Here is a 17,665-nt window from a genome sequence, read left to right on the forward strand (position 1 = left end):
TAGGAGAACAATTATGCAAGAGAATGTCGTTGTACAAAATATTGAGCGCGCCGATCCCGCGGTTATAGAAGCACTGGGAAAGTGCGGCGTTGCTACCGTACATGAAGCGCAGGGTCGCCGTGGCCTGCTGGCCGATCATCTGCGTCCGATTCAGATGGACGTCACTATTGCCGGATCCGCTATTACCATCTCAGGTGCGGCTGGCGATAACTGGATGATGCATGTAGCGATTGAACAGTGCAAAGAGGGAGATATTATGGTGTTTGCCCCAACCTCCCCATCAAACTTTGGTTTTTTTGGTGATCTGCTGGCCACCTCTGCACAGGCTCGTGGAGTTGTCGGCCTGATCATTGATGGCGGTGTGCGTGATACCCGCGACCTGCGCAAGATGAACTTCCCTGTCTGGTCAAAGCATGTCTTTGCACAGGGCACCATCAAAGAAACCCTGGGCTCAGTCAATATTCCGATGGTCTGCGCTGATGAGATCGTCAACCCAGGCGATATCATCATCGCCGATGACGATGGCGTCGTTGTGGTTCGCCGCGAAGAAGCGGAAGAAGTTCTGGCTGAAGCACGGGCACGCGAAGCACGGGAAGAGGAAAAACGCGTCCGTATGGCCAACGGCGAACTGGGACTGGATATCTACAACATGCGCCCACGGCTGGAAGAGAAAGGTCTGAAATATGTCTGATTCAGCGCGCTGCATGTGGATGCGGGGCGGTACCTCTAAAGGCGCCTACTTCCTCGCTGAAGATCTGCCATCGGATACGGTGGAGCGGGATAACTTCCTGCTTACCATCATGGGTTCTCCAGACCCTCGTCAGATTGACGGTATCGGCGGAGCTGACCCACTGACATCGAAAGTCGCGGTCGTTAAAAAATCCGGACGCCCGAATGTTGATGTCGATTATCTTTTCCTTCAGGTATTTGTCGATCAGGCAACCGTGACAGATGCCCAGAACTGCGGCAACATTCTGGCTGGCGTAGGTCCGTTTGCAATTGAGCGCGGCCTGGTCGATGTCACCGGAGATGTCACCTCTGTTGCAATCTATATGGAAAATACCGGGCAGATTGCCATTGAGGAGGTACCGACTCCTAATGGTAAGGTAAGTTATCGGGGTGATGCACGTATTGATGGGGTCCCGGGCACCGCAAGCGCCATCCCCGTCACGTTCAAGGATACCGCAGGCTCAAGTTGTGGTGCTCTGCTGCCGACGGGAAACCAGGTAGACATCATCGATGGCGTCCCTGTCACCTGTATCGATAACGGTATGCCTGTTGTCGTTATGGCGGCAGAAGATCTGGGTATCAGCGGAACCGAAACACGGGAACAGCTGGAGCAGAATGAAGCACTGAAGTCACGCCTCGAATCGATCCGCTTGCAGGCCGGTCCAATGATGAATCTGGGTGATGTCACCCACAAATCGGTACCGAAAATGAGCATGGTCAGCCGGGCAACTCAGGGCGGTTCAATCTCAACCCGCACCTTTATCCCCCATCGTTGCCACGCTTCGATAGGTGTACTGGGTGCAGTCAGCGTTGCGACTGCCTGCATTCTGCCAGACTCCCCAGCACATGTACTGGCAGACATTCCTGAGGGCACAACTAAAACGATGCCGGTTGAACACCCTATCGGTGAGATGACCGTTATTCTGACGATGAATGAACAGGGCGAAGCAGAAAGTGCTGCGATCTTACGAACCGCCCGCAAACTGTTTGATGGCGAAGTGTTTGCCAGCTGAGTTTATGTCAACTGACTCCCTGCAAACCACGCCTTTTACAACACAAGAACAGGAATAAAAAATGGACGCCGATTACCTTCCATTCCACCCCAGCCCGAGCAAGCCTGCGTTTAAAGCGCCCGCCGGAGCTGTTGATGCTCACTGTCACGTTTTTGGACCAGCGGATAAATTCCCCTACCACCCAAAACGTAAATACACGCCATGTGATGCATCTAAAGAACAACTCTTCGCACTGCGAGACTATCTGGGCTTTGAACGTAATGTCATCGTTCAGGCTTCATGCCACGGTACCGATAATGCGGCGCTGTTAGACGCACTGAATACTGCAGGTGAGCTGGCTCGCGGTGTTGCCGTTGTCGACCCTGCTATCAGCATGGAAGAACTGAAAGAGATGCATGAAGCCGGTGTCCGGGCGGTGCGCTTTAATTTCGTTAAGCGTCTGGTTGATAGCACGCCAAAAGAAGTATTCCTCAGCGTAGCAGAGAAGATTAAGCAGCTTGACTGGCATATCGTCGTTTATTTTGAAGCACCGGATCTTGAAGATCTGATCCCGTTCCTGAAACAGCTGGACACCACCATCGTGGTTGACCATATGGGTCGTCCGGATGTTGCGAACGGCGTTGATCACGAAGACTTCCAGCGCTTTATCAGCCTGATGGCTGACAATCCTAACGTCTGGACCAAAGTCAGCTGCCCCGAGCGTCTGACCCTTCAGGCACCAGACTACAGCGATGTCGTCCCCTTTGCCCGTACCCTGGTTGAGAAATTTCCCGATCGCGTACTCTGGGGAACCGACTGGCCGCACCCAAACATGAAATCCCATGTGCCGGATGATGGCAAGCTGGTCGATGTTATCCCAATGATCGCACCGACAAAAGAACTGCAGCAAGCGTTACTGATTGATAACCCGATGCGACTCTATTGGGCTGAATAACCCCCTTTAGATCGCTTGCGGGAAACACTAATTCTCCGTGTCCCTCATTGATACACTCTGTTGTATCGGTGTTAAAGGCCTCGATTCAGAGGCCTTTTTATTGTTTTTCCCGCCCCGCAACACCGTTTATGGTGATGCATTTCTTACTAACCGGAACGCTGCACAGTTGCAAACAACAGCCTTTTCAGCAAGCGAATCAGGAAGAGCGATGTTTGCGTAGCGGCACCATCACTCAGATTTATTATAAAAACGGATCTAAAGATCGGGGTGCTTTACCCACGCCGATGGAACCCACACCGTCTGGTTTTTATTCGCCGAAGAGGATTATTAAAACTCAACCCGCAATTGAGAAGGAAAAATCTATATCAGCAGCGACCTGGCAGCACGATATGTCCGGAGACTGTCATAACCTGAGCAGCGGTCTGTCTGCCCTTTTACTCAGGCGGTTTACGATGCGTTTCAGCAACAGCTTTGACCACAAACGCACTGCCCAGCAACCCAAGAAAGCCAATACTACAAGTGGCCACGGCCAAACCGGCCAGCTTAACCATAAAGCCTATGATCAACGGACCTGAAGTCACACCCACGTCGGCAAACAAACGCCAGATGCCGATAAAGCCCCCACGATTTCTCTGAGGCGCCAGATCTGACCCCATAGTCATAATAACGCCTGCGGAAACACCGTTACCCAGGCCCATCAGCAAGGCGATCAGGATGAGGCTCCACAACCCCTCGGCTAACGGCAACAAGCTGATACTCATACCCAGCAGCACAAGACTGGTAATAAAGATGGGTTTACGGCCAATACGATCACTCAGACTTCCGGCCGGATAAAACAGCAGCGTATCAATGATGGCCCCCGCTGAGATGGCGATACCGATACTGGTTTCATCCAGCATCAGAGCCGCCCCTGTCAGAGGCAGCAGAAGCGCCCTTGAAGAACGCACCAGCATGAGTGCAAATGACGCAACACCCGCCGTCAGAAACACCTTACGGTTATCGACAAGAGCATCACGCAGTGCAATAACACTGTGGCTGTCATGCCCCTGAGGTTTTGTATAGGAAACCCAGCGCACAACACACAAGACCACAAGTAACGAGCAGATAGCGAATACTCCCAGTGTTACCTGATAGCCCTGTGCGGCAATTAGCATACCAGCCAATAACGGGCCTATAACATTACCCAGGCGAATGGTTCCGGCAGACAGGGCCATCACTCTGCCCCGCTCTTCAATAGTCGAGGCATCGGTAATAAAAGAGATACGCCCCACCAGCCAGCTACCATGAGCCAGCCCAAGTAACAGTGCTGTTGAAATTAATACCGGCATCGTCGGAAACTGAGACATCAGCAACAGTGCTACAACAGAGGCAAACGCGGCACCAAGCATCACCCGTTTATCACCGAATCGTGCCAGTAGCAAACCCGCAGGCAGATCCGCCAGCATCATCCCGATACCTTTAAGGCCAATAATCATCGCCGATTGGGCCAGTGTTCCTCCAATAGCCAGCACATAGAGGGGTAAAACAACCAGCATCGCCTGCTGAACAATGGACACAATGGCAGAGGGGCAAACCACTGGCAGAAAAAATTTACGCAGTATCCTGGTCACAATAAACCTGTCTTATAGAGATTAAGCGGTGAACGACAAAAGCGCAGCTGAGTGACAATTATAGTGAGCTGACCTGAGGGAAACGACTCAATATATGTCGATAGCAATAGAATAATTCGATTAGCTATCGTCCTGCTGAATCCCGGCCTCTATTTAATCATTTATTTCAGAAAATAAGATGAGTTTTTCTAACCTATTATTCAAAAATTACTCGTTTGTATGATGTCAGACCAAAGTCTAAAATAGCGTCTAAACTTAAACATACAAAGGAATATGACCATGAGCAAGTACATATATACCGATCAATCTGCTGATTATGACCTGAATAAAATTGTTGCAGAAGCTGACCGCATGCGCGCCGAATATCTGATAGAAACTGTTTCCTATATCGCTAAAAAAATATCCAGTCTGCTTTCTGCTGAACTGCCTGAGTTCATTCCAGGACCACTGGCTCACCGCTAAGAGAGCCAGTCGTCTTCATCTCTCACCTGATAACCGGTCCACAATAATATTCAACTGTTCTTCCGGCCCTATCGCCACATCCAGCGAGATATAAGCTATTCTTTTTTTCTGTAGATCAGAGACACAGTCACTATCAGGCTGCCACCCCTCTCCTTCAAACTTAATCACCGCATCTGCACGATGCCTCTCAGCCAGCGCTAACAACTCACTCGGATAATGAATCTTTGCTCCATTCATCAGATTAAGATGATTCCAGGGTTCTTCATCAATATATGCGACCACCTCATACCGGTCTGTTTCAATCAGCGCCTTTGAGAGATGATGGCTGGCGTAGCCAACGTCAATAATAATTAACCTTTTAAGCTCGGTTTTTTTAAAGCGCTCAAACCAGGTTAGCACACCCTGACCCCGTCTTAAGTTAACGAACTAAGCGCTTCAAGTCCCGCTTCAGCGCACAGAATATCATCTGGAACTTTCCCACCGGATACACCAATAGCACCGACAACGACACCATCAATCAAAATTGGCAAACCTCCGCCAAACAGGGCAACTTTTTCATGCTGAGCCAGACCATTCGCCACAATGGGACGCCCATCGAGAATATCAGCCCATTTCTCAGTAGGGGTGCGAAAATTAGCAGCGGTATACGCTTTTTTCTCAGCAAAATCCATCGCTGGCATCGGTGCTCCCGGCTCCCGTAGTGAAACCAGTCGGTTGCCAGCGATATCAACCACTACTGCATTCATTCTGATACCCAGTTCATTACCTTTATCAATAGCAGCTTTCGCAATCACTAAAGCGGCATCCAGCGTTATTGAAGCTTGCAGATAGGTCTTCTTCATCATCCTCTCTCATTATCTTTGCCGACTGGCTAATTTATAAGTGAAACTCCACCTCAAAAATCAACTAAAGGATCTCAGATATGCCAGGGTAAAGCCTATCTGTTTTTCTTTTTCTTTATTCAGTTTTGAGATAACAATTGCTTCTGGAAATAGCTTTCATCTATGATCAGCGTTAACAGAACACACAGGAAAGATGATGTCAAAATCGCCCTCTGAAATTACTGCCTATCACGCTCACGTCTACTTCGATGCTGACACGGTTCAACAGGCGGAAGAACTTTGTGAGCAAGCCCGTTATACATTAGGAGTAGCGATGGGCAGAGTTCACCAGAAACTGGTTGGCCCGCACCCTGAGTGGAGCTGCCAACTCTCTTTTAATGCTGAGATGATCGGTGATGTCCTACCCTGGCTGATTCTCAATCGAAACGGCCTGACTGTCTTTATTCATCCGGTCACCGGCAATGATCTGGATGACCATACTAAATACATTATGTGGCTGGGCGACAGCAAACCGCTGAATATTGATCAGTTTTTATAACAACGAACTTCACGCAAGCTGCAGACTTGTACTAGGCTGAGCTTAAACGGTTCAATAATTAAGAAATCATGAAAACGATAACAGCAGAGGCTGTTCATAACAGCCTTCCTCAGGAAAAAATACGCCAGGGTTCTCTTTTTGGAGCACTCACCGATGACTGTATTAACTTTATCCTTAAAGAGGGCCGGATTCTTGAACTGTCCCCCGGAGAGAAGGTATTTGACTGTGGTGACAGCGGCAACGCTTTCTACGTCGTGCTGGAGGGCAGCCTGAGCTTTGTAAAGCTGCACGATGGCCAACTCTACAGCACCCGCGATATTAATTTCGGTGAAGAGGTTGGTTTTGTGGCCATGATTGCCCTTCACAACCATGTCGGTTATGCCGTTGCCAACTGCGACAGTCGTGTCTTGGAAATCACTTCAGATCTGTTTGCCACAATCCATGAGAACTATCCTTTTGATTTCGGGATTATTACCCTGAACCTGGCCCGGGATATGGCCAGAAACATCCGTAAACTCAGTAATGCTCTGGTTGAGCACGCGATCAAACACTGACAGCTGCAAACAGCCCCTGCAGGCAGGGACTAAAGGGCTATCAAATCAGTACTCACAACAATCTTTCACCATGAACACACTACGCTGATAGCCCCTACACGGTATCAGTCGGTACCATCGGTCATCAGCAGTACACCCGCACCGGTATTCGAGATTGGTGCATGATAGTGTTTATGCAACAGGTTAACATTAGGGGCCAGAGCTCCGCGCATGACCATCCACATAATCACTTCGATACCTTCGGTACCCGCTTTATCCATGATCTCAGTATTGCTGAACGCGCACATCTTATCAGGATCATTAATGATGTAATCGATACATTTAAGGTCAAATTCCACATCAATGATGCCTGCACGTTCACCCTGAAGCTGATGAGACAAACCACCGGTACCAAAGATCGCAATCTTGGTATCTTCCGGATAGGACTCGATTGCAACACGCAGAGCCTTACCCAGATCGTAGCAACGCTTAGCATTAGGCAGAGGGTGTTGCACCGTGTTTACCGCCAGCGGAATCAGCTTACAAGGCCACGTCGGCAGATGGCGGAACATCAGATTCATCGGCACAACACAACCGTGGTCTACCTTCATCTCCTGACACATGGTCATATCGAAGCCCTGATTGATCAGGGATTCGGCCAGATGCCAGGACAAAGCAGCATCACCCTCAAAAGAGGCCGACGTCGGGATCCCCCAGCCTTCGTCATCATTTTGATAGCTATCGGCACAACCGATTGCGAAAGTAGGTACAGTATCCAGGAAAAAGTTCAGGCCGTGATCGTTGTATACGTTGATAACAACATCCGGTTTTTCTTTTTCCAACCACTCAATGACAGGCGCATAACCATCGAAGAAGCGCTTCCAATATGGATCGTTTTCCAGCTTGTCGTACATTGCATTGCCAACGGCGGGAATATGAGATGTTGTGATACCACAGATAACTTTAGCCATTCCAGTAACCTCCACGTTTTTGCAGTTCTTCCTGGAAACCTTCTGAGCTATCCCGCAACAACTGTCTGAATTCATCGGTTGTAATTTTATGGAACGCTGCACCGGCGTCCTGAACACCCAGACCATGGAATACGGCGATCTTGGCCAGATAGTAAATATTACCTCCCAGATGCAGCAGCTTCAGAAAATCACCTTCCAGTACGGCAATACGTTGCTCATCGGTGAGGTTAAACTTGCGGCAGTAGGCATCCATATCTGCTGCAAACTCTTTACGGTTGTCTTCACTGTTGAAAGAGAACGCCATCTTGTTCAGGTTATAAGCTGAGTTGGAACGTTTGCCGTCAAAGACATAGGTTCCGGGAATATCGTCATAATCATGCTTTTGCCAAACCATGCTGATTACCCTTTATTATCGTTAGTGGTTAGCCGGTCAAATGAGAACTTCCTCATTACGTGAAGGTATTTTTGATCATTAATAACAAATTAATAAGAGACAAATTGATTAAATAATTGTACTTTTCGAATATACCGGCATTTATTACAGGATTTTCGATGAAACATCAGCAGCCCATACCAACGGTGCATTTATACGGCCAGAAGGAGCTGGGTGTCACTCCGGATCTGCTGCACTGCGAAGCGCTTATCATCCGCAGCAAAGCCCATAAATTTAAGATCAAACCCCATCGCCATCACGGACTCAGTCAGATCTTCTATCTGAAACGGGGGCATGGAGAAGCTAATATCGATGGCGATCCCACCACGGTTAAAGCCCCCTGCCTCATTGTGATCGGTGAGATGTGCATCCATGACTTTCTCTGGTCCAGCGATGTTGAGGGCAGTGTGCTGTCGGTCGCCAACCCCCTGCTGGAATCGATAGAAAAAGTCCTGATGAAGGAACAGCCGGTAATCCGTGCCACGTTGATCATGACGGTACGCCGGGAGCAACCGCAACTGGAGTCAATTCTCGAGCTGATACATTATGAGTATAATCATGCCCCTGCTGATTCTCGGGCCCTGGTGCTCAGTTCACTCATACAACTGTTGGCAATATGGCTGGAACGCAATGCGCCGCAGAAGGTTAATACTGCCAGTCAGCAGAGTCGCAGTGCAGAGTATTTTAACCAGTTCATGTCACTGATTAACCGCGACTTTCATAGTCATAGAAAAGTTGAAAGCTATGCCGCAGAGCTGGGTATCACCGCCCCCTACCTGAATAAGGTTTGCCAGCAACTGGTGGAAAAAAGTGCGCTGCAGATGGTTCATGAAAGAGTGCTTCTGGAAGCTAAACGCAGCCTGATTTATACCGTACAGAATATCAGTGAGATCGCCTACGGACTGGGGTTTACTGATCCCGCTTATTTCACCCGTTTCTTCCGCCGCCTGACGGGCCTGTCGCCGAAACAGTTCAGAGAGAAACAGGCCGCAGACGATCAGATAAGACCCACTATCAGGTAAATGCACAGTAGGTATAGTTTACTATCAATCGAAATAACAGTTAATAAATTGCATTAATAAAAACCAATAACTAATTGATTTACTGGTATTTCAAATCGACATCCTCAGGCCACTGATGAGCTTCAATCTCTTCCGTAATCCGTCCAACCTGTTTCTCCGCCGCCAGACTACTCGATTCAAAACGCGCGAGGTGATACAAGGCGTCCCCTTCGTTGACCACCGGAATATTGTTCCGTCCAATAATAATCCCGGAATTCGGCGCGATAACTTCCTCCTCCTGAGAACCAAAAGGAGACGCTACGATCCCCATAGGCTGGCCCTTGCTTACCCGTTGCCCGACAGAGACCACCGATCTGAAAACACCATCGGAGTTGGCACGAATCCATGCCGAAGAATTTGCCACCACCGGCGCCAGTACTTTTTTAGGTCGCTTCAGTGGCGGCAACATTTTCAGGTAGCGTATAACGTTTAATACGCCCCGGATTCCACCACGGATTGCCCGGTCATCAAACCGAAGCGCTTCACCCGCCTCATAAAGAATCAGGGAGATACCCGCCTCGTCAGCGCACTGACGCAGTGAGCCATCCCGCAGTTTTGAATCGATAACCACTGGAGCACCGAAAGCATCGGCCATCTCTTTGGCCTCCGGGTTATCCAGATTAGCCCTGATCTGCGGCATATTACTGCGGTGTATCGCTCCGGTGTGCAGGTCAAGCACATGGGTACAGTGGGTGAGAACCTGTGTCCGGAAAATGTAGGCGATCCGGCTGGCAAGCGAGCCTTTTTCGCTGCCAGGGAAACAGCGATTCAGGTCACGTCTGTCCGGCAGATATCGGCTCTGCTGAATAAAGCCAAAAATATTGACAACCGGAACGATTATCAGCGTTCCGGCAATGCGCTGCAGAGACTTGTATTTCAGCAGTTGACGGCAGATCTCTACGCCGTTGAGCTCATCACCATGGATGGCAGCACATACCATCAGCGTCGGACCAGCGCGGCGTCCATGGATCACCTCAATATCCAGATCCAGATGCGTATTGGTATATAAACGGGCCAGATCCACGTGGATTGTTTTCCGCTCACCCGGCTTAACAATACATCCGGCGATTTCTATTGGCTGATTCTGCTGCGCCATAAATATCTACCCTTTGCCACGTGTACGTGTGCGGGTTGGCTTTTTCTTTTCCGCGACACTTTTTTCAATAAAGCTAATAATACTGGCGGCCACATCTTTACCTGTAGCGCGTTCAACACCCTCAAGACCCGGACTGGAGTTTACCTCCATCACCAGAGGCCCGCGCTCTGAACGCAGCAGGTCAACGCCGGCAACATTCAGCCCCATTGTTTTAGCGGCCAGAACTGCTGTGGCACGCTCTTGTGGTGTAATTCTGACCAGTGAAGCAGATCCGCCACGGTGCAGGTTAGAACGAAACTCCCCCTCCTTCCCCTGACGCTTCATTGCTGCAACGACCTTATCGCCGATAACCAGACACCGGATATCCGCCCCTCCGGCCTCTTTAATAAACTCCTGAACCATAATGTTGGTTTTCATTCCCATAAAGGCTTCCAGCACGCTCTCTGCTGCCTTTCGGGTTTCGGCCAGCACCACACCAATACCCTGAGTGCCTTCCAGTAACTTCAGTACCACAGGTGCGCCACCCACCATATCCAGAAGATCGGGTATATCGTTTGGTTTGCTGGCAAATCCGGTAATCGGTAAGCCGACTTTCTTGCGTGACAACAGTTGCATTGAACGCAGCTTATCTCTGGAGCGGCTGATCGCTACGGACTCATTTAGTGGGTATACACCCATCATCTCCAGCTGACGCAAGACAGCCGTACCATAAAAGGTGACCGATGCACCGATACGCGGAATAACAGCATCGAAGCTGCCAAGATCCTCGCCTTTGTAGTGAATACTCGGTTCTTCAGAATTAATGTTCATATAGCATCGCAGAGCATCAAGCACTCTGACTTCATGACCGGCCGCCTCAGCAGCCTCAATCAAACGACGTGTGGAGTACAGAGACTGGTTGCGCGACAAAATGGCAATTTTCATAATATAAACCTTATTATTCAAGCTGATGAATGCTTGGTGAAATTAAAAATGCGCCCTCAGGGTCTATCAGAAAACGGCCGTTCATTGCCGTTCGCCCCAGCAGCATCCGAAAACGCATTGTGTCTCTGTTAGTCAGTGTCAGCTCTATTGGGTATTGCTGATCACCGATTAAAACGTCAGTCAGTATGACATAACGCTGACTCTGATGGCCTCCTGAGTCGGTAACCGTGCGGATATCACTGATAAGCGCTTCACAGGTCACAACCGTGTCAAGATCATACTGATGTGGATGAATATCAAAACTCACCCAGTCCTGCCCCTCTCTCTGAAACGGCTCGACCCTGAAGGCATGCAGTGCAGAGGTGCGGGCACCGGAATCTACCTTAACCTTGATACGTTCAATGCCAAGGCCAGGTAGTGACACCCATTCACGCCAGCCAATAACCGGCTTATTCTTATTGTTCAAGATAACGTCTCCTTCACTAAGCTGTGAATCACAGTATGACCTGAGGCCCCAAAATCAGTCGTCATACGACTTAAATACACACTTAACCGGTGTGCTAACGTTTTTGTCGATGACGATATACACCATTCATTAACAAACATATAGTCAACTGATAAAACTTGTTAAAAAACAGTTAAAAGCCCTGACCGCTTCGCCACAACCTCCTCTATCAAACTTTATCTTTCAGAACCGGTCAACTAAATACTTGTCAAAGGCTTTATGCTCCGATCCGGCAAGTGCTGAAACAAGGCATCATGAGAGAAACAAGCCTCTTAATTATGATTATTGAATTGCAGTATGAATAACAGCATTACCCGGTATAATCGACCCTTATGCTCCCTGTCAGCGCCAGAAAACGGACTATGATTTTAATACGCCTGATACTCCTGCTGTTTCTCAGCAGCACCTCACTACAGCTTCTGGCAGATAATCTCACGATAACAATCGATGGTGTCAACGCTGAACAGGAGCTCAATATCCGCAGCGTCTTAAGTATTCAACAACTGAACGACCAGGAAGTCGCCAGCCCCAGCCGCTTACGTTACCTGCATAGCCTTGCCGACAATGAGATCAGAACAGCGCTGCAGCCTTTTGGCTTCTATCTGCCTCAGATTAAGACTGAACTAAGCAAATCAGAACAGGGCTGGAGTGCCCGCTACACAGTCTCTCCCGGTAAACCTGTATTGATATCTGAACTTGATATACAACTCAGCGGCGCCGCAAGCGACGACCAGACCTTCAAACAATTACTGACAAAGTCTTCTCTGCGTCAGGGCAACCCGCTGATTCACAGCCAGTATGAGCAACTCAAGAAACAGCTCAGTTCACTCGCCGTTGAGCGGGGCTACTTCCAGGCAAAACTGACCCGGCATCGTGTCGAGGTTAATCTGGCGACATATTCCGCAGCCGTGATGCTCTATTTTGACAGCGGCCCCCGTTACAATATCGGTGAAATCACCTTTGCGCCCAATCCGTTTGATGACGACTATCTCAGATCCTATGCCACCTTTACATCCGGTGATTCGGTACAAAACAGGAGTCTGATCGACCTGCAATCGGCTCTGATCGACACTGACTATTTTCAGAGAGTCGAGGTCAGGCCTCTCTGGAACCAGATGAGTGACACGGAGGTGCCGGTATATGTCGATCTGGAAGCCAACAAGAGAACCAAATATCAGCTGGGCCTGGGCTATGGCACCGATACCGGTGCAAGAGCAAAAATAGGCATGACTAAGCGCTGGGTAAATCGCCAGGGACATCAGTTCAATACTCAGCTGCTGACCTCACAGATACTCACCAACCTGTCTGCAGAGTATTCGATCCCGGGTCAAAACCCCCGCCGGGATCGCTACTCCATTCTCTTCAGCCTGCTGGATGAGGACTCAGACAACGTTGAAACACGTAACTACTCAGTCGGCATATCCAGACAGCAGCAACGCGGCAGCTGGCAACAGGTTGTTGCGCTGAATTATCAGCAAGAGGAGTCAACCTTCAGCGGCGAGACAGACACCTCTTACTTCCTTATCCCACAGATCAACTACAGTACCATATCGACAAAAAACCGTTTACATGTCAAAAATGGCTATAGCCTGTCAGCACAATTTCGTGGCAGCAGCAAAGCGCTGATCTCCTCCGAAGATTTTGTTCAAACCCGCCTTAGCGCTAAGGGAATCTATAGCTTAAACAGCAAATTCCGGCTGCTCGGACGGGCTGAAGCGGGAACCACCTGGGTCGACAACTTCGATGCCCTGCCAGCCAGCCTGCGATTCTTTGCCGGCGGTGATAACAGCGTCCGGGGGTACGATTACAAAAGTCTGGGGCCACGCAATGACAGCGGTGATGTTGTCGGTGGGCGAAATCTGTTAGTTGGCAGTTTTGAGATCGATTACCGCCTTAAAGAGAACTGGGGAGTGGCGGCATTTATTGATACCGGCAACGCCTTTGATGATGTCGAAGCCAGCCTGCATACCGGCATGGGCATCGGTCTGCGCTGGTTCTCTCCGGTCGGGCCGGTGCGCCTGGATCTCGCGGCCCCCCTGGATAAGGGTGACGACAATAGCGTGCATCTGCATTTTAATCTGGGGGCTGATCTGTGAGCACATCCGCAAAGCCCCCCATGCCTGAACCGTCATCTGAGTCATCACCTGATCAGCAGACGCCCCAATCGATCGCCCGACGCCTGACCCTGCTTTTGTTATCTTTACTCGCAGTTATCGTTTTACTGCTAAGCGCTGCTTTTTTCTATCTGGCGGGTACCAACAGCGGCCTGCAGCAACTGATCTCAGTAAGCCAGCACTGGTTGCCGGGCAGATTAGAGATTCAACAGGTTAACGGCTCAATACTCAACCATCCCGATCTTAGAGAAATAACTTACAGACATCCGGAGACCGATCTGAGTTTTAGCCGTATCTCGCTGGAGTGGCAGCCGGCCGCCCTGCTTACCGGCAGGTTACACATTATCAGACTGGACATAGACCAACCGGTCATTACTCAGTCAGCAGCCGCAGAAACGGTCCCGGACAGTCAGTCAGCCAGTCCGGCGCTGAATGATATCACCCTGCCTTTGCAGCTGCAGATCGATGCACTGAACATCAGTGAGCTTAGCCTGATCACTGCAGACGGTCAGCCTGCAGCAGCAACGATAATATCAACGGTGTTAGTCAGTCTTCATACCGCTGCGGATACGTTGTTTATTGATCAGCTGCGCATTGTTAGCCCACAGGCCAGTCTGCAGCTAAGTGGCCAGCTCCAACCCAACGGTCAGTTTCCTGTGACACTGGACACCCAGTGGCAAGTAAGCCTGCCTGATCAACAACCACTTGCAGGGCAAGGCACGATAACCGGGACACTTAAGGGCAACAAAAATGCCTTAAAAGTGCAACAGAGACTCAGCGGATTGCTCAACACAGAGCTTTCGGCAGCACTGCAGAATCTGCTGGAAAAACCGCAGGGACAGCTAGCGCTTAACGAGATAAACACCGATCTGGGACAATTTATCCCTGAGTTAACGGACACCAGATTAACAGGATCCGTTACCGCTGAAGGTAACACCGATCAGGCCAGGCTCAGTAGCCAGCTGCAGGCCAACCTGCCTGAAATCGGCGAGACACAACTATCACTCCGGCTACACTTTGAAAACAGCACCCTGCAAATTGACCAGTTGGATCTGACTCAGACCGAACAACCCCAGGGCGACAAGCGCAAAGCCTTAAATCTCCGGCTAACCGGAGATGTGAATATCGCCAGCACCCCGCTCAGCTTTAATATAAAAGGTCACTGGAACAATCTGCGCTATCCGCTTACCGGTAATGCAGCGTACTTAAGCCCCGAAGGACAGCTGCAGATCAGCGGTGATCTGCAAAACTATCAGTTTACAGTCGTCAGCTCAGTCGCTGGCAGCACCATACCTCCCGGTCTGTGGACACTTACAGGCACAGGTAACGACCGTGAAGCAGGCCCGCTACTGCTGACAGGAAATACGCTTGAAGGCAGTATTGAGCTCAACGGTAAAGTTAGCTGGCGGCCGCAACTGAGCTGGAATTTTAACACGACGGGTAAGCAGCTGAATCCCGGAAGTTTCTGGCCTGAGTGGCCTGGCAAGCTGAATTTTCAGGCAGCGGTACAGGGTAGCCAGCCACCGGCACAACCGCTGCAGCTTCAGCTAGCGATTGAATCACTGAGCGGCGTACTGCGCGATGCCCCCCTCAGCAGCCACGGCAAAATTATGCTTAGCGGCAGCAGCATCTCCATTCCTGAACTACGGCTAAACGTAGCAACAACAGAGATACTCGCCAGCGGCACCCTTGATGAAAAGCTCAACCTGTCCTGGACCGCTCACTCGCCGAACCTCAGCCAGCTATTGCCCGGCCTTGCAGGCAGCGTTGATGCAACCGGCTCATTAACAGGCACCCAGACCGCCCCCCGCCTGATCGCCACACTCGAGGGCCGGCAGCTGGCGTTTGAGACCTATCAAACCACCCGGCTAAGTGCAGCCCTTGATATCGACCTTACCCCTGCTGCCAAATCACATATTCAGTTGGCCGCCTCACAACTTAATATTGCCGGCAACCAGTGGCAACAGCTGACAATCAATGGCTACGGTACAACTGATCAGCACCAACTGACACTGACAACGGATAAGGGACCTGCTGATCTCGAACTCAACCTAAGTGGCCAGTGGAAAGATGCCCAATGGCGCGGAACCCTGAGTAAGCTGGATCTTATTCAGCCAGAATTAGGACGCTGGCAAATACAGCGCCCGGCGCCCCTAGAGCTGAGCGCCTCAGCCGCTCGCCTTGATAATCTGTGTCTCGGGTCAGACATCACAGAAAACAGCGCCCTGTGTATCACCGCCAACTGGTCTTCGGCAGCAGGGATTCAGGGTGCCATCACGACTCAACAGCTCTCATTAACTCACCTGCAGCCCTGGATACCCTCTCAGGCTCAATTAAGTGGTTACCTTGAGTCTGATGTGACATTTTCACAATCACCGGGCTTGCCTCCGGTAGTTGAAGGACGCGCCGTTCTCAAAGGCACCAAGCTCTTTCTTGAAGCGGATGACCTGCAGATCATCGCTGACGACATTACCCTTCAGCTACAGGGAGAGAATGATCGACTCAGGGCAGATATTGACCTGCCACTGCAGCAACCCACAGGTCAGCTTTCAGCACGGATTACGGTAGATGATCCTTACCGCAGCAAAAAACTCAGTGGCGACTTGAACCTGACACTGAATGACCTCCGATTTATTTCGCTGTTCACACCTGAGTTACAGGCAATCACCGGCCAGGTCAGTTCGCAGATGTCGTTCACAGGCTCAGTGGAACAGCCTCAGATTGAAGGACAACTGACGCTGAGCAATGCCAGTACCGACCTGCCCGCTCTGGGTATCCAGCTGGAACAGATCAATCTCTCAGTGATCGGAAAACCCGGTGACAACGCCCTGCAGATTAAAGGCGAGATGCATTCCGGAAATGGCCCTGTTCAACTTAACGGACAGTACAACCCGGTGACCGATACCGGTGAGATCTCACTGAAAGGTAACCGCTTCGAGGCCATCGCAACTGAGGATATTCAGGCCTGGATATCCCCCTCAGTGCAATTAAGCCTCGCCCCTCAGCGAATCATTTTACGAGGCGAGATCAAAATACCGGAAGCCATTATAAAGCCGCCTGACATCGCCGCCACCTCACCTGTATCTGATGATGTGGTGATTGTCGATCCGGCCAATCCGAGCGAACCAGAGACGATTAGCAAACGCTCACTGGATGCTCAGATCAGGATTACTCTGGGGGATAAAGTCAATCTGGAGGCACTCGGGTTTGAAGGCCGCTTACTGGGCAGCGTTCTGGTTGAAGATGATGGTCGTCAGGTAACCCGTGCCACCGGTATTATGCAGGTCGCTTCGGGTCAGTATCGCCTCTATGGACAAGACCTGAATATCGACCGGGGCAGCCTGGTATACAGCGGAGGTCCCGTGGACAATCCCGGACTGGATCTGAGAATCTCACGCCAGGTGCAAGATGTTACCGCCGGAGCTAAAGTATCCGGAACCCTCAATGATCCCCGGCTATCGCTGTTCTCCGAGCCTGCAATGCCAGAAAGCAGTCAGCTTTCCTATCTGATGTTTGGTCACGCCCCTGGCGCTGGCGGCAGCTCAATGACTGAACAGGAACTACTGTTTAAGGCGGCTTCTGCATTGACCCTTAAAGGGGGTAACACCATAGCGGAACAGATATCCGAAACCTTTAATATCGATGAACTGGGCGTTGCAGGCGGAAATACCGCTACGGACACTTCCTTGTATATCGGTAAATATCTCTCCCCGCGCCTCTATGTTAAATATGGGGTCGGATTGCTCGAACCCACCCATACCTTCTTCATGCGCTATCAGCTGAATAACGCCTGGAGCGTGGAAACCGAAACCGCATCTGAACATAACGGTGGCGATATTATCTATACGATGGAGCGATAACAACTCAGCGCATAGCTAGAAAAGAGTCGGTTCAGCAGGC

The 17,665-nt window shown here is 50.3% G+C and carries 17 protein-coding genes; 9 read left to right on the top strand and 8 right to left on the bottom strand.

Annotation, left to right across the window (positions count from 1 at the left end; all coding sequences use genetic code 11):
- Positions 1-13 precede the first annotated feature (13 nt).
- The 3 genes from KDX31_09510 to KDX31_09520 all read left to right on the top strand — a co-directional run bounded on the left by KDX31_09510 (position 14) and on the right by KDX31_09520 (position 2,676).
- Positions 14-691, top strand: coding sequence for a 4-carboxy-4-hydroxy-2-oxoadipate aldolase/oxaloacetate decarboxylase (locus tag KDX31_09510; protein UTW05198.1), 678 nt, complete (start codon positions 14-16; stop codon positions 689-691).
- Positions 684-1,742: a 4-oxalomesaconate tautomerase gene (locus KDX31_09515; GenBank protein UTW05199.1), complete on the top strand. Its 1,059-nt coding sequence runs from the start codon at positions 684-686 to the stop codon at positions 1,740-1,742. The genes KDX31_09510 and KDX31_09515 overlap by 8 nt, the downstream gene beginning before the upstream one ends.
- Positions 1,743-1,803: 61 nt before the next feature.
- Positions 1,804-2,676 carry an amidohydrolase family protein gene (locus KDX31_09520; GenBank protein ID UTW05200.1) on the top strand — a complete coding sequence of 291 codons (873 nt, stop codon included), beginning with the start codon at positions 1,804-1,806 and terminating at the stop codon, positions 2,674-2,676.
- A 434-nt stretch (positions 2,677-3,110) separates the two neighbouring features.
- Here KDX31_09520 and KDX31_09525 read toward each other — a convergent pair whose 3' ends face one another.
- Positions 3,111-4,286: an MFS transporter gene (locus KDX31_09525; GenBank protein UTW05201.1), complete on the bottom strand. Its 1,176-nt coding sequence runs from the start codon at positions 4,284-4,286 to the stop codon at positions 3,111-3,113.
- 279 nt (positions 4,287-4,565) lie between these two features.
- Between KDX31_09525 and KDX31_09530 the strand changes: the two genes are divergently transcribed.
- Positions 4,566-4,748 (top strand): hypothetical protein, encoded by a 183-nt coding sequence (locus KDX31_09530; GenBank protein ID UTW05202.1) that lies wholly within the window; start codon positions 4,566-4,568, stop codon positions 4,746-4,748.
- A gap of 15 nt (positions 4,749-4,763) precedes the next feature.
- On the opposite strand, the gene KDX31_09535 is transcribed toward KDX31_09530, so the two are convergent.
- A complete protein-coding gene (locus KDX31_09535) occupies positions 4,764-5,147 on the bottom strand; it encodes a hypothetical protein (GenBank protein UTW05203.1) in 384 nt (127 codons plus the stop codon).
- A 14-nt stretch (positions 5,148-5,161) separates the two neighbouring features.
- The gene (locus tag KDX31_09540) at positions 5,162-5,593 is read right to left on the bottom strand and encodes a heme-binding protein (protein ID UTW05204.1); all 432 of its coding nucleotides are present in this window, start codon (positions 5,591-5,593) and stop codon (positions 5,162-5,164) included.
- Positions 5,594-5,786: 193 nt separating this feature from the next.
- Here KDX31_09540 and KDX31_09545 point away from each other — a divergent pair, with 193 nt between their 5' ends.
- Together KDX31_09545 and KDX31_09550 are read left to right on the top strand one after the other, a co-directional pair.
- The gene (locus tag KDX31_09545; GenBank protein ID UTW05205.1) at positions 5,787-6,128 is read left to right on the top strand and encodes a DOPA 4,5-dioxygenase family protein; all 342 of its coding nucleotides are present in this window, start codon (positions 5,787-5,789) and stop codon (positions 6,126-6,128) included.
- Between the two features lie 68 nt (positions 6,129-6,196).
- On the top strand, positions 6,197-6,682 hold the full coding sequence (locus tag KDX31_09550; GenBank protein UTW05206.1) for a cyclic nucleotide-binding domain-containing protein: 486 nt from the start codon (positions 6,197-6,199) through the stop codon (positions 6,680-6,682).
- A 104-nt stretch (positions 6,683-6,786) separates the two neighbouring features.
- On the opposite strand, the gene KDX31_09555 is transcribed toward KDX31_09550, so the two are convergent.
- Positions 6,787-7,632, bottom strand: a complete 846-nt coding sequence (locus KDX31_09555; protein UTW05207.1) for a protocatechuate 3,4-dioxygenase — start codon at positions 7,630-7,632, stop codon at positions 6,787-6,789.
- Entirely contained in the window at positions 7,625-8,026 is a 402-nt protein-coding gene (locus tag KDX31_09560; GenBank protein ID UTW05208.1) for a protocatechuate 3,4-dioxygenase, read from the bottom strand. The genes KDX31_09555 and KDX31_09560 overlap by 8 nt, the downstream gene beginning before the upstream one ends.
- A gap of 158 nt (positions 8,027-8,184) precedes the next feature.
- Here KDX31_09560 and KDX31_09565 point away from each other — a divergent pair, with 158 nt between their 5' ends.
- Positions 8,185-9,087 carry a helix-turn-helix domain-containing protein gene (locus KDX31_09565; GenBank protein ID UTW05209.1) on the top strand — a complete coding sequence of 301 codons (903 nt, stop codon included), beginning with the start codon at positions 8,185-8,187 and terminating at the stop codon, positions 9,085-9,087.
- Between the two features lie 79 nt (positions 9,088-9,166).
- Here the strand turns inward: KDX31_09565 and KDX31_09570 are convergent, their stop codons facing one another.
- From KDX31_09570 to KDX31_09580, 3 genes are read right to left on the bottom strand one after another with little or no spacing between them, the layout of a single operon-like run.
- Complete coding sequence (locus KDX31_09570) at positions 9,167-10,222, bottom strand: succinylglutamate desuccinylase/aspartoacylase family protein (GenBank protein ID UTW05210.1); 1,056 nt, start codon at positions 10,220-10,222, stop codon at positions 9,167-9,169.
- Positions 10,223-10,228: 6 nt separating this feature from the next.
- On the bottom strand, positions 10,229-11,146 hold the full coding sequence (rimK, locus tag KDX31_09575) for a 30S ribosomal protein S6--L-glutamate ligase (GenBank protein UTW05211.1): 918 nt from the start codon (positions 11,144-11,146) through the stop codon (positions 10,229-10,231).
- Positions 11,147-11,159: 13 nt separating this feature from the next.
- Positions 11,160-11,612, bottom strand: coding sequence for an ATP-dependent zinc protease (locus KDX31_09580; protein ID UTW05212.1), 453 nt, complete (start codon positions 11,610-11,612; stop codon positions 11,160-11,162).
- A gap of 401 nt (positions 11,613-12,013) precedes the next feature.
- Between KDX31_09580 and KDX31_09585 the strand changes: the two genes are divergently transcribed.
- Both KDX31_09585 and KDX31_09590 read left to right on the top strand, forming a co-directional pair.
- Entirely contained in the window at positions 12,014-13,747 is a 1,734-nt protein-coding gene (locus KDX31_09585) for an outer membrane protein assembly factor (protein UTW05213.1), read from the top strand.
- Positions 13,744-17,625 (top strand): translocation/assembly module TamB domain-containing protein, encoded by a 3,882-nt coding sequence (locus tag KDX31_09590; GenBank protein ID UTW05214.1) that lies wholly within the window; start codon positions 13,744-13,746, stop codon positions 17,623-17,625. The genes KDX31_09585 and KDX31_09590 overlap by 4 nt, the downstream gene beginning before the upstream one ends.
- Positions 17,626-17,665 lie beyond the last annotated feature (40 nt).

This window comes from Amphritea atlantica (genome assembly GCA_024397875.1).
Lineage (GTDB): Bacteria > Pseudomonadota > Gammaproteobacteria > Pseudomonadales > Balneatricaceae > Amphritea > Amphritea atlantica_B.

Bases quoted from the DNA above. Each gene is read 5' to 3' on its own strand.
- KDX31_09545 (UTW05205.1), top strand. From the start codon at position 5,787: ATGTCAAAATCGCCCTCTGAAATTACTGCCTATCACGCTCACGTCTAC.
- KDX31_09540 (UTW05204.1), bottom strand. From the start codon at position 5,593: ATGATGAAGAAGACCTATCTGCAAGCTTCAATAACGCTGGATGCCGCT.
- KDX31_09565 (UTW05209.1), top strand. From the start codon at position 8,185: ATGAAACATCAGCAGCCCATACCAACGGTGCATTTATACGGCCAGAAG.
- KDX31_09585 (UTW05213.1), top strand. From the start codon at position 12,014: ATGATTTTAATACGCCTGATACTCCTGCTGTTTCTCAGCAGCACCTCA.
- KDX31_09520 (UTW05200.1), top strand. From the start codon at position 1,804: ATGGACGCCGATTACCTTCCATTCCACCCCAGCCCGAGCAAGCCTGCG.
- KDX31_09530 (UTW05202.1), top strand. From the start codon at position 4,566: ATGAGCAAGTACATATATACCGATCAATCTGCTGATTATGACCTGAAT.
- rimK (UTW05211.1), bottom strand. From the start codon at position 11,146: ATGAAAATTGCCATTTTGTCGCGCAACCAGTCTCTGTACTCCACACGT.
- KDX31_09555 (UTW05207.1), bottom strand. From the start codon at position 7,632: ATGGCTAAAGTTATCTGTGGTATCACAACATCTCATATTCCCGCCGTT.
- KDX31_09570 (UTW05210.1), bottom strand. From the start codon at position 10,222: ATGGCGCAGCAGAATCAGCCAATAGAAATCGCCGGATGTATTGTTAAG.
- KDX31_09510 (UTW05198.1), top strand. From the start codon at position 14: ATGCAAGAGAATGTCGTTGTACAAAATATTGAGCGCGCCGATCCCGCG.
- KDX31_09515 (UTW05199.1), top strand. From the start codon at position 684: ATGTCTGATTCAGCGCGCTGCATGTGGATGCGGGGCGGTACCTCTAAA.
- KDX31_09550 (UTW05206.1), top strand. From the start codon at position 6,197: ATGAAAACGATAACAGCAGAGGCTGTTCATAACAGCCTTCCTCAGGAA.
- KDX31_09560 (UTW05208.1), bottom strand. From the start codon at position 8,026: ATGGTTTGGCAAAAGCATGATTATGACGATATTCCCGGAACCTATGTC.